The following is an 11,854-nucleotide window of genomic DNA, read 5'->3' as shown; positions in this document are numbered from 1 at the left end:
CGCGATTCTCATCTTGATTGTCGCTGCGCTCGCATCCTGATTGTCGCGCTGCAACACCCGCTCGCCCGTCTCCGGATGCGTGCGCACGATGGGATGGTGCTGGGGCGGGAACTCGGCGACCATCGCGGCGCGGCGTTCGGGCGCGATACGGTCGCCGAAGTCGAACAGCAGATCGTGGTTGGCGGTGCGGCCCTCGATGCGGACCTTCACTTCGTCGGACAAGCCCTCGTACGCCGCCGCGGCATCGCACCAGAGCGTGTCGCCACCGATCGCGGGCAGCTCACGGGCGCGGAGCACCGCGCCGAAGCTGGGCCGTGCGCGAAATGTCACGTCGCTGTGCCATTTGTCGAGCGTCCGGAAGCGCCGATCGGCATCGGCATCCGCCACGCGCCCTTCCGAGCCGCGGATGTCGAGGATCTCCGGATAGCCGGGCACGTGCGCGATCACCGGATGACCCTCGAGCGGCCCGAAGACGCGACCCAGTGCGAGATGCTGCTCATGGTCCAGATCCAGCTCGCGCAGGAAGAGCACCTTGTGGCGGTTGAGCAGGTCACGAAGCGCTGCGGTGGTCTCGTCGTCGACCGGGTCGTCGATGCGCAGCCCGCGTACCTCCGCACCCAGCACGGGGCCGCAGGGCTCGATGATCAAGCCCGCGTCGTTCGCCCATTCCGCCGCCTTCGTCGCCACCGTTTTCACTCCCGATCTCCGCGCCATCCCCCAAGCAAGATCGGGCACCGAACGCCATGGGACAGGGCTTGGCCGCGCTTCAGAAAAGCTATGTTGGGATGCCCGGCCTTCCACGTCATCCGGGCGGCATGGCTCAAACGCGATACACTCGGCTGCCGTCGTTCGGCGTACAGGTAGCGGTCGGCATGGGCGCGGGTCTCGCGCTCGGGTTCCTCGCGCGGTCGCTCGGTCCGGACGGCGCGGTGCTGGGCGAGGGGCTGCGGACGATCGGGCAGATCTTCGTCCAGCTGCTGAAGGCGCTGGTCCCGCCGCTCGTCTTCACCGCGATCGTCGCCTCGATCGCGGCGCTCCGCGATCTGGAGAACGCCGCGCGGCTCGTGGGACGGACGCTGCTGTGGTTCGCCATCACCGCGCTCATCGCCGTGGTGATCGGCATCACGCTGGGGCTGCTGATTCAGCCGGGTATCCGCGCCGGCGTCGACCCGGCCATGGCGGCCGCTCCCGCCACGACGGGGTCCTGGCTCGATTTCCTCAAAGGGCTGGTCCCTGCCAACATGATGGGGCTGACCGCGACCACCGCGATCGCGGACGGACGCGCCACCACGACCGTCGGGTTCAACGTCCTCCAGATCATCGTCGCCGCGATCGCGATCGGGGCGGCGGCGGTCCGGGTGGGGGAGGCCGGGACGGCGTTCCTCGCCTTCAACGCGTCGGCGCTCCAGGTCTTCCGCCGCGTGCTGCGTTGGGTGATCGCGCTTACCCCGATCGGCTCGGCCGCGCTGATCGGCGATGCGGTCGCGCGCTACGGCTGGGAGGCGATCCAGTCGCTGGGTGGCTTCGTGGGAGCGGTCTATCTCGGGCTCGGGCTGGTGTTGTTCCTGGTCTATCCGGCGCTGCTCGCCGCGAATGGCCTGAGCCCAGGCTGGTTCTTCCGCCGCGCCTGGCCGGCGATCCAGCTCGGCTTCGTGTCGCGCTCGTCGGTTGGCACGCTGCCCGTCACCGAGGAGCTGACCGAGCGCGAGCTGGGGGTGCCCCGCGCCTATGCCGCCTTCGCGGTACCGCTCGGCGCGACCACCAAGATGGACGGGTGCGCGTCGATCTATCCGGCGGTGGCGGCGATCTTCGTCGCGCAGTTCTTCGGGGTGGCGCTGCACGCGTCGGACTACATGCTGATCGTTCTCGTCTCCGTGCTCGGCTCGGCCGCCACCGCCGGGCTGACGGGCGCGACCGTGATGCTGACGCTCACGCTGTCCACGCTGGGGCTGCCGCTGGAGGGAGCGGGCCTGCTGCTCGCGATCGACCCGATCCTCGATATGGGGCGCACCGCCGTGAACGTGGCGGGGCAGATGCTGGTGCCGGTGATCGTGGCCAAGCGCGAGGGTCTGCTGGGCCGACCGGCCGAGGAAGCCGCGCGACCCCTGGCTGCCTGATCCAGCCCGGAGGGCGTCTCCCACTCGTCAGGTTTCCCTGGTTACGGGTAGGCAGGCTCCCTGACCGAGGCCGCCGAATAGGTGGCCCCAGCTTGGTCGGACGCGGCGTCGACCCCGAGCAGGCGGAGAAGGTCGCGCCGGAGCTCGGCCGATCGTTGGCGCGACGTCGACGGGGTCAACGGGAGCGCCACCGCGACGTCGCGGGTGAGGCGACCGTCCTGGGGCGGTGACGCTCGACAAGGCGGCGCAGCAACGCGTGCATCTCGAGCCGGGTGAGCGCGTCGAGCGCCCCGAACGGTTCGTCGCCGAGCAGCAACCGGGGTTCGCGGACGAGCGAGCGGGCGAGCCCCGCCTGCTGCTGCTCGCCGTCCGCGTCGTGCTCTAGATGTTTGATCCCGGGCTTTGATGGTGCATCATCCACGCGTGGGTGGAAGGAGGCAGCAACCGTGCCCCGCAGACTATCGCATAGCCAAGCCGGCGAGGGTGAACTCGCTCCGGCCCAAGCTGGCGCGGAGACGGCGTCGGAATCGGTCGCCGTCTCAATTCGGCAGGAACGCACTCGCAGGCATGACCTCCTCCTGGATCGTCGTGTCCGCGCTAAGCCGATGGACGGCCCGGCTGGGTTCGTCGAACTCCGGCCATGGAAGTTCGCCCGTCCTGGCGAAGCCCGCCCACAACGCATGCACCCTGGTCGCGAGGGCTTGAGGCGGGTTCTCGCCGAGGATGCCGCGCGGCCCCGAAGCCACGTCGAGGGTGTCGAATACGAAGGGCAGGTCCACCCCGTGGCAGGCACCAAGCTTCCCGTCGAGGGCCGGGGACATCCAGTCGAATTCGAACACATGGGTTCGGCCTCGGTGTGCCGCCGCGAACTGGCGTGACGGCCACCGGAAGGCGAGGTCGGTAAGGGCCCGGTTCAATGCGGCTCCGCCACCGCCCATGCCCGGTTGCCCCAGCCCATAGGCTTTCAGGACCTCGGACGCTCGAGGCATGGTCTTCCCGAGCAGCCAGCGCGCGGCGAAGCCCGGGATGCGCCCTTGCAGGCTGGTGGGCACGAACCAGAGATTGCCTTCCTGCCGACAGGCCCCGATCAGCAGGTCGACGTCGGTGCCGGCACCCTTCCTGAGCGCCGTCAACGGATCGACCGGTAGGACGTCGTCGCCATAGACCGAGTTGAACCGGTTCAGCCGGAAATTGGGGTCGAAGCCGTCTGCGTTCCGGAGATCGAGGCCGACCGGTCCCATCACCTTGCCTTGCGCGTTGAGCAGCGCCTCCGGGGCGACCTGCCGGAAACTTTCGGCATCGGCGCGGATCTTGAGCAGCTTCGCGACGCGGTCGACCGTCCGTCGGGCGATATCGATCGGATACAGGCCTGAACCATGGCCGCTCTGCACGATCGCCCGCGCGAACAGGCCTTGGGAAAGCGGCGACCCGAGCAGCGAGGCGACGTGCATGCCCCCGGCCGACTCCCCGAAGATGGTGACGTTGTTCGGATCGCCGCCGAACGCCGCGATGTTGGCCTGCACCCAACGCAGCGCCGCCTGCATGTCGCGGAGCGCCAGATTGGTCGGCGCACCCGGTACGGGAAGGAAGCCCTCGACGCCCATGCGGAAATTGATGGCGACGTACACGACTCCCGATCGTGCGAACGCCGCGCCGTCGTTGACGGGGATGTCCTTCTTGCCGACGGTTCCGCCGCCGCCATGGATCCACAACATCACCGGGCACCCGGTCGCGTCGTGCGGCGTCCAGACGTTCAGCGTCAGATAGTCGTCGCCCTTCGTCCAGCCGTCGCCCGCCAGGGGAAGCATATCGATCTTGGGGAACGAGATGCTCGATTGCGGCGCGCTCGGGCCGGGGACACGCGCGTCGCGGACGTCGGACCAGGATGCGGGTTCGTGGGGAACCGCGAAGCGCCGCGCGCCGACCGGCGGCGCCGCATAGGGGACGCCGAGGAAGAAGCGCGCGCCGTCCCTGGCCACCTTGCCGCGAACACGGCCTTGGGCGACGGTGACCACCGGGTCTTCGCCGTTCCGGTCGGGCGTGACGACGCCAGCGCCTGGCGATGACATGGTCTTGGTCGAACCTGTTGATGACATGGTCGAAACCTCAAGCGATCGAGTGAACTACGGATAAGCCGGGGTGATGCCCGTCCCGCGTGTAGCGGTCCGGCGTAGGTCCCTGAAGCTGGACGCACCGCGACAGCTGGCGACCGCCCCTGGCTTGCCACCGGATGTCATGGTCCTGACGCCCCCCGCGCCCAGTTCCAGGAACGACACCCACGTCAGGCTTGCCTGAGCAACGGGAGGTCGGGCGCGAGGAACTCGGCGCGCACCGGGCCGGTCCCGAATATCGCGACCGTCACGGGTTCGATCCCGGTCGAGATCACACCGTCATAATGCGGCGTCTTCGCCACCCTGAGGACGAAACCACCGGCTCCCACCGGCCTGCTTTCCGCCGGGTTGTAATCGGCCCCGCCATCAACCCACCACGTGCCCGAGATCACCGCGCAGATGCGATCGGTACGGTAGGTGTGGGGAGCGCTCATGAAGCCCGGATGCCATCTGACGAACGTGCAATATGGGCCGTGCCGGTCGGGATCGTCGAACAGATGCACGTATTCGTAGGAGTTGGGCGGGGCGCCCGCCGGCACCGTGAATACGATGTCGGTCGGCAACGTGACCTGAGTTCCGCGTTCCATCATGGCAAGCCCGAAAGGAGGAGAAACACCGATTGCGGATGGAAGCGACCCGATCATACGACACCTGCTCAATGCGTCGGCCTGGATCATAGCTGTCGCATCGTTCGTGATAAGCCACCTTATCCCACGCGCCTTGTTGGGTCCGGATCATCAATCCAGTCCGAACGGGAGCGATACGGCGAACCTGCGATCGTCACCGACGAAATAGCTGCCGCCCGTTCCGAGCGGCGCGGCCGACCGGCATCCGTGCTCCGCGAGCCCGTACCGAGCGCAGGCCTGGCACCGGAGGATGATCGATCGCTGCCGACGGGACCCTGCCGGCATTCCCACGAAGCATCGGTCAGCGCCTGAGCGATCGGGCCGGACGAGCGAACCGGCGACGCCGAGATCATCGGTCGCGACCGCCGAACGTGTAGCTCAGGGCCACGCCTCCCGAGACCTGATCGCGCGATCCAAAGGCACGCACGACCGGCGAACGACCGGCATCGCGTACCAGGCGATCGTATCGCGCGTAGCCGTAGATGCCCCAACGCCGGGTGAGTTGACGTAGCACCGTGGTGGCGGCACCGACGGCCTGGACTCCGCCCTCGGGACGAAAGGCGGGCAGTCCGGACGGAGCGGCATCCTGCGGAGCGACGCCGAAGAAGGCGCGGTGATGCCGCCCGTCGGCGAAGGTAACGCGTGGACCTAAGGAGACGAGATAATCGTCGGCCCGCCGCGCGATATAATCCGCGCTGACGGCCCCGACCCATCCACGATGGCCGCCCAGACCCCTGCGACCTTCGACGCGTACCCGGAAATCGGGGCGCAGCTGATATTGCGCGAACCCGCCCACCTCTACCGTGTTGCCGATCCTGGGCAGTTCTCCGCCGACGTTCCCAGCGGGTCGGCTGCCCTCGAAGCTGAATGACGGTCCGACGGAGAAGCCATTTCGCCTTAACGCCGGGAAGCCGAAGCTCTCATCCGCGGCTGTGAACTCGAACGGCGCGTCACCCCGCGTCCGCGCCACATCGACCAAGGGCCGGAGCCGATGATCGGAGGACCCTGGGAAGCTCGGTACGAGCTGAGGCCCAAGGACCACCCTTGTGCGACGTGGCTCGGATTTTTCCTGCGCCGACGCGGGTGCTACCGAAAGACCGAACATGGTCGCGGACGCCAGGCAAAGGGAGGCGGGGCCGCGGAGTCGCGGGTGGGCAAGCCGTTTCGGCGAGAGACGGTCGCCGCTGGGAGAAGTATTTGCGGCGGCGGGGTCGACGGGCATGTCGGGCTCCTTCGAACAATGGCTTGGATAAAAGGGTGATCAGGTCGGCAAAGAAGTTCCGGCGCCATCTCACCGCTTGCGGATGACTGAAGAGTGGAGCGACACCAAGGCAAGGACTATGACACACGCGCCGATATAGCCGACCGGCCCGGAGTCGACGGAGGTGCCAAGCCAGTGGCCCAAGGCGACGAATGCCGCAACGAAACTCGCGCCTAAGGCCGCTCGCCAACGCCCCGGGGACGGAGCATGTATCCGCTCGCCGACCCGACCGGCTCCGCCCGATGTCGGGGCATCGATGCGCGTGCCGCTTCCTGCATGATCGTCGATCATCGTTCGCGCGGATGGGCGTCGGCATCGACGCCTGTACGGGGTCGGGTCCCGCGCTTCGGCGGCACCGACCCGCTCGGCTCGGCTGCAGCGCCAGCGCATTTTGTAGGTCACCGCTCGCCCCATGGTCGAGCTTGGCGCGACACCGCCGCCGAGGCGCCGACGGCACGCGCGAGACGCCGACCGACAAGCAGGCTTGGGCGGGAATCGTGGGCCGCCGGGTGCCGGTGCGCTCGCGGTATCCGCCGCCGCGATCACAACGCACCTTGCCAAGCTACCCGATCGAGCAGTTCGAGGTGACGCTCGACCCGGGGAACACGATCGATGATCATCGTGCTTTCCTGACGCAGGTCGTAGGTCGGCCATTGCGGGAGACCGGCGTCGACCACGCCGGTGCGAATGAACGACGACCAGACCGCGCGCATGGTCGCGCCCATCGGCGCGTCCGCTCGGGAAAAACCATTGAGCCGAGCGAGCCGATGATCGAACTGCTCGAAGACCATCGGCACGTCGAAGCCGTGCGGGGTCTTGTCGCCGAACGGCCCGTTCTCGACCGTGTAGTCGAGTCGGTATTTGAACACCTTGCCGCCCGCGGCCACCTGCGCGTCGGCCAGGCGGAGGCTGGTAATGCCGAACGTCTCGGCGGTCGTCACCTTGTAGGTCAGATCGGCGACGGAAAGGCTGGGATCGGCTTTGGCATAGACGCCTCTGGCCTTTTTCACTTGCTCGGCCGTCGCCTTGAACGTCGGCGGCACGAAGGCGGGATTGCCGGCGACCTGCGGGGGCACCATCATCCGGGTCTCGTCGCGGCACCAGCCGAGCAGCAGGTCCACGTCCCGCGCCGAGCCACGCGCGACGGCATCGATCGGCGACACGGGCAGCACTTGGGAATCCAGCACACCTCTGAACGGCACGGCCTGCGGCCAGCCGGCGACTGACTTGCCTTGGGCGGCGATCAGTTCGTCGGGCGTGGCTGCGCGCAGACGATCGGCTCCACCGAGCGTTCGCGCGACATGCGCGGCAAAGGCGTCGGCCTCGGCGATGGAGCTCACTCGCTGGCCGCCGCTGGCGACGATCGCGCGCCGGAACAGGCCGGCGGTCGCAGGCGTGCCGAGCAAGGTCGCGAGATTGAACGCGCCCGCGGACTCGCCGGCGACGGTGATCTGGTCCGGATTTCCACCGAACGCGGCGATGTTTTCCTTCACCCATCCGAGCGCCAGGATCTGGTCGAGGAGGCCGTTGTTCGCGCTGCCGCGATAATCCGGACCGAGCAGCCCACCTAGCTCCACGAAGCCCAGCACGCCCAAGCGGTAGTTCAAGGCGACGGACACGATGCCGTCGCGCGCGAAAACGGAGCAGTCGAACAGCGCGTCCGCACAGGAGCCTTGGATATTACCGCCACCGTGAATCCACACGAACACCGGATGAGGTCCGGGCGTCGTCGGCGTCCACACGCTCAGCTGCAGGCAGTCCTCCGATGGCACGCCAGACAGCACCGGAAACAGGGCGTCGGTAGCCTGCGGGGAAACCCTTGGCGTGCGGGTCGCGTCGAAAACGCCCGGCCAGCGGGGAGCCGGCACGGAGCGTCGATAACGCGCGGCACCGCCCGTCGGCGCGCCGTACGGAATGCCGGTATAGACGTTCAGCGCGCCTTTGCGCCGCCCGCGCACGGCTCCTGCCGGACAAACGACGACCGGATCCGCCTCCTGTGCTCCCGCGCTACCCGAGTAGACCAGGCCGCGCGCCGCCGCTGCGACCGCGAGTGACATCACGGCTTCGCGCCGGCTGATCCTCATGTCCCGCCTCCTTCCGGATGTCCGAGGCCGCCGCCGGCGGATTCCGCCGCGCTCGTAGCTGCGATCGGACGGACACGGGCGCGCGTGCATCGGCCGCGGCGCATGGAGCCGAGGCTGTCGGCCATCACTCGAACGCCTGCATGTCCATGACGAACCGGTACCTCACATCGCCGGCCGCAAGCCGGGCGAGCGCCTCGTCGACCTGGTCCGGCCGGACTATCTCGACGTCGGCGGTGATCCCGCGCGCGGCGCAGAATTCAAGCATTTCGCGCACCTCGCGGGTGCCGCCGACGCCCGAACTGGCGATGCTACGCCGCGCCATCGCCAAGATATATGGCTTCGCGTCGAACGCGTCCGGGATCCCGAGGGACACGAGCGTGCCACCGATGGTCAGGGTCTGAAGATAGGGATCCATCGGGTAGCCGTCCGAAACGGTATCGATGATGACGTCGATCCGGTGGGCCTGGTCGCGCATCTGCACCGGATCGGTTGAAAGGACGACCTCGTCAGCGCCGAGCCGCTTAGCCTCGCGTGCCTTGTCGGCCGACCGCGTGAAGGCGACGACTTCCGCACCCATCGCTGAGGCGAACTTGATCGCCAGGTGACCCAGCCCGCCGATGCCGATCACGCCGATGCGCTTGCCGGGACCGGCATCCCAATGCCGAAGCGCGGAGTAGGTCGTGATGCCGGCGCACACCAGCGGTGCCGCGCCTGCCGGATCGAGGCCGTCGGGCAGATGATGGACGAACCGCTCGTCGCACACATAGGTGGTCGAGAAACCGCCGCGGGTACGGGTGCCGTCTACCCGGTCGACGCCGTCATAGGTCGTGGTGGGAAATTCCAGGCAGTACGGCTCCTCGTCCCGCAGGCAGGGCGCGCACACGCGGCAGGAATCGACGACCGTGCCGACCGCGACGATATCGCCGCGCTTGAAGCCGGTCACGCCGTCGCCGCAGTCGGTGACGCGGCCGACGATCTCATGGCCGGGGACTAGCGGGAACTCCTGTCCCCATTTTCCGATCGCGTGCAGGTCGCTATGGCAGATTCCGCAGAACAGGATGTCGATCGCGACGTCCGCCGGCCGCAGGGCGCGACGTTGGAACTGCCAATGAACGAGCGGGCCGTCCCGCTCCATCGCCGCCAACCCGGAAACCGGAAAACCGTCACGGACGGATGAGGGCATATCGGTCATGCAAAGCCTGTCTTGATGGATTAACACGAAACATAGCCGCCGGATTGGCCGTGATAAGCTGCGTTGTTTCGTGCGCACCGATGAAGCTAACTCACCTATTACGACAATTGACCGTTGAACTGCCCGCGAGCGACGGTGGCTGGACTGGAAGCGGACTTATTCAGCTTTTGCATTAGCCCCATCGTGGCGGCGACCGCGACGAACGCGAGGACGATCGACAGACCCAGGCATGTCGCGTTGTCGGCGGCGCCGGCGCGTGCGGCGACATAACCGAGCCCCATGAATGTCCCGTTCCAAACGAGGATTCCGGCGCCCGACGCGAGCAGGAAGGCGACCGGCTCGATCTGGGCCGCGCCGCTGATCCCGGGCGCGAGAAAGCGAAAGGCGGGTACGAGCTGCGCCGAGAAGGAGAACAGCACCCGGTGGCGCCGCGCCCTACTTCGCAACCTGACGAGCCGCCGCCGGTCGAGCGCGAAATAGCCGGATCGCCTCCAGCCCGGCCGGGACCCCGACTTGGCCAGTGCTCCGCCGAGCCCGAACATGGCCAGCGACCCCGCGGCCCCACCCGCGACCGACGCCAACATCGCGGCGGACAGGCAAATCAGCCCCTGCGCCGAGGCCATGCCGATCGCGGCGTACAGGCCGTACGACGGCAGGAAGGGCACGACGCGCTCGATCAGGGCGACGACGAAGACGCCGAGTACGCCAAACGCCATCGCGTGGAGAAGGATGGTGCCCAAGGGGTCGTTCATCATGGGAGCGAACCGATCATGCGAAGGCTGTCCTGTGGGTCGACACCGAACATAACATCCCGATTATCCGTGAGAAGCTGCATTGTTTCGCGCGCCTTGATGGACTCCATTCACCAATTGGACATTCGCGTCTGTCGCAAGCAAACTATGAGCCTCGACGTCATCGACATTGAAGCCGATCCAGTGTGCGGTATATCCGCACAGTCTGGTAAGCGAACGTTGGATCAGGTTCACCAATCATGGCTCTTAACGATCATGCCGAACTTGCGGTTTTCATTGCGATCGCCGAAGAACGAAGTTTCAGGCGCGCGGCCGCGCGTCTTCGCCTCACACCGTCCACGCTGAGCCATTCGCTCCGGTCGCTTGAGGATCGGCTTGGCGTTCGCCTGCTGAACCGCACGACACGAACCGTTGCGTTGACCGAGGCCGGAGCGGATCTGCTGGCCGACGTGGCCCCGGCGTTCCGCGCGGTCGCGGGCGCCCTGGAACGCGTGAACGCATTCCGCGACATGCCGCGCGGCACGGTCAGGCTCACCGTGCCGCGACTTGCGGGCACCATGCTGGTGGCACCCCGGCTGGCCACCTTCGCCCTGTCATACCCGGACGTGAAACTGGAGGTGAGCGTCAACGACGCGTTCGTGGATATCGTCAAGGAAGGCTTCGACGCCGGAATCCGGCTTGGAGAAAGCCTGGCCCACGACATGGTCGCCGTTAGGATCGATGGCGATCTCCACGGCGCCATCGTCGGCTCGCCCGACTATTTCGAGCGGCACGGTATACCTTCCTCCCCGCGCGATCTGCACGATCACCGCCTGATCAACCGCCGGCACACCGGAAGCGGTGCCGTTCATCCTTGGAAGCTCGCCAAGGGGCCGCAGGAAGTCTCCGTCTCGGGTGAAGGCCAGCTGATCCTGAATTCCGACGAGCTGATCACGGCCGCCGCTCGCGGCGGAGCCGGCATCGCCTACATGAGCGCGACGGATGTCGCCGAAGATCTCGCTTCGGGTGCCCTGGTGTCCGTGCTTAGCGACTGGTGCCGGCCGATCGCGGGATGGCATCTCTATCACCCGGAAAACCGCAACGTCACGGCCGCGCTGAGGGCGCTGATCGCTTCGCTGACGGCCGCTTAGCTGCCTGGTGCCCGTGAATCGCTGGCGCCGGTTGCGTCAAGCACGGTCACGGGGCCTATCGGCCAGCCGCCACCCGATCAACGCCCAGGCCGTTCCGACCGCAGCCAGCAGGATGTTGACGTAGATGGTCAGGCCGCCGAGCCGCAGCACCGGGATAGAGGGGCCCGCGAGCGGGGAGAGCCCGGGAAGCACGAACGATATCCACAGCATCGGCGACCAGAACGCGATCAGCAGCGCCGCCGCCGCGATCACCCCGGGACGGCCCCCGCGCGCCAGGAGCCACAGCCCTGTCGCGACCATGATCGTCAACATGGCCAGCATCTGCGCCAAGTGGAACCTAGCGTGCGGATGCCAGAGCGGATTGAACAGGTGAGTGCTGCCCGTATCCTGCGATAGCGCATAGATCACGGTGAAGACGAGGCCGATCGCCAGCATCCAATGCCCGACGCCCCATCCTGGTCTATCCTCGTTCATTCCCACGCCTGTTCGCCCCATGCCATTTCAGAGAACGACCGTGCCGATCGTTACGTGCTTGGGGCCGCGTCCCGCCTTCACGCGACGAACCTCGCGTCCCGTGGAGA

Annotated in this window: 10 protein-coding genes and 1 pseudogene; 2 read left to right on the top strand and 9 right to left on the bottom strand. The window is 67.3% G+C overall.

The window, feature by feature from the left end; genetic code table 11:
* A partial coding sequence (locus ACFE71_RS12725) for a TauD/TfdA dioxygenase family protein (protein WP_375429162.1) occupies positions 1 to 687 on the bottom strand: 687 nt, incomplete at its 3' end.
* A 128-nt stretch (positions 688 to 815) separates the two neighbouring features.
* On the opposite strand from ACFE71_RS12725, the gene ACFE71_RS12720 reads away from it, so the two are divergent.
* Positions 816 to 2,117 (top strand): dicarboxylate/amino acid:cation symporter, encoded by a 1,302-nt coding sequence (locus ACFE71_RS12720; RefSeq protein WP_375429161.1) that lies wholly within the window; start codon positions 816 to 818, stop codon positions 2,115 to 2,117.
* Positions 2,118 to 2,337: 220 nt separating this feature from the next.
* On the opposite strand, the pseudogene ACFE71_RS12715 reads toward ACFE71_RS12720, so the two are convergent.
* The 7 genes and pseudogenes from ACFE71_RS12715 to ACFE71_RS12685 all read right to left on the bottom strand — a co-directional run.
* Positions 2,338 to 2,484 (bottom strand): annotated as a pseudogene (locus ACFE71_RS12715) (sulfonate ABC transporter ATP-binding protein); the annotation flags it as partial.
* A 172-nt stretch (positions 2,485 to 2,656) separates the two neighbouring features.
* Positions 2,657 to 4,186, bottom strand: coding sequence for a carboxylesterase/lipase family protein (locus tag ACFE71_RS12710; RefSeq protein ID WP_375429160.1), 1,530 nt, complete (start codon positions 4,184 to 4,186; stop codon positions 2,657 to 2,659).
* Positions 4,187 to 4,398: 212 nt separating this feature from the next.
* The gene (locus tag ACFE71_RS12705) at positions 4,399 to 4,791 is read right to left on the bottom strand and encodes a hypothetical protein (protein WP_375429159.1); all 393 of its coding nucleotides are present in this window, start codon (positions 4,789 to 4,791) and stop codon (positions 4,399 to 4,401) included.
* A 412-nt stretch (positions 4,792 to 5,203) separates the two neighbouring features.
* Positions 5,204 to 5,959 carry a MipA/OmpV family protein gene (locus tag ACFE71_RS12700; RefSeq protein WP_375429158.1) on the bottom strand — a complete coding sequence of 252 codons (756 nt, stop codon included), beginning with the start codon at positions 5,957 to 5,959 and terminating at the stop codon, positions 5,204 to 5,206.
* 698 nt (positions 5,960 to 6,657) lie between these two features.
* Entirely contained in the window at positions 6,658 to 8,199 is a 1,542-nt protein-coding gene (locus ACFE71_RS12695) for a carboxylesterase/lipase family protein (protein WP_375429157.1), read from the bottom strand.
* A 124-nt stretch (positions 8,200 to 8,323) separates the two neighbouring features.
* Positions 8,324 to 9,391: an NAD(P)-dependent alcohol dehydrogenase gene (locus tag ACFE71_RS12690; protein WP_375429156.1), complete on the bottom strand. Its 1,068-nt coding sequence runs from the start codon at positions 9,389 to 9,391 to the stop codon at positions 8,324 to 8,326.
* Between the two features lie 98 nt (positions 9,392 to 9,489).
* On the bottom strand, positions 9,490 to 10,143 hold the full coding sequence (locus tag ACFE71_RS12685) for a DedA family protein (RefSeq protein ID WP_375429155.1): 654 nt from the start codon (positions 10,141 to 10,143) through the stop codon (positions 9,490 to 9,492).
* A gap of 239 nt (positions 10,144 to 10,382) precedes the next feature.
* On the opposite strand from ACFE71_RS12685, the gene ACFE71_RS12680 reads away from it, so the two are divergent.
* Positions 10,383 to 11,273 carry a LysR family transcriptional regulator gene (locus ACFE71_RS12680; RefSeq protein WP_375429154.1) on the top strand — a complete coding sequence of 297 codons (891 nt, stop codon included), beginning with the start codon at positions 10,383 to 10,385 and terminating at the stop codon, positions 11,271 to 11,273.
* Between the two features lie 36 nt (positions 11,274 to 11,309).
* Here the strand turns inward: ACFE71_RS12680 and ACFE71_RS12675 are convergent, their stop codons facing one another.
* Positions 11,310 to 11,747, bottom strand: coding sequence for a hypothetical protein (locus tag ACFE71_RS12675; protein ID WP_375429153.1), 438 nt, complete (start codon positions 11,745 to 11,747; stop codon positions 11,310 to 11,312).
* Between the last annotated feature and the right edge of the window lie 107 nt (positions 11,748 to 11,854).

The sequence above is a fragment of the uncultured Sphingomonas sp. genome (assembly GCF_964237155.1).
GTDB lineage: Bacteria > Pseudomonadota > Alphaproteobacteria > Sphingomonadales > Sphingomonadaceae > Sphingomonas.
The sequence above is the reverse complement of the archived record's forward strand: the minus strand, read 5'-3'. Positions and strand labels throughout refer to the sequence as shown.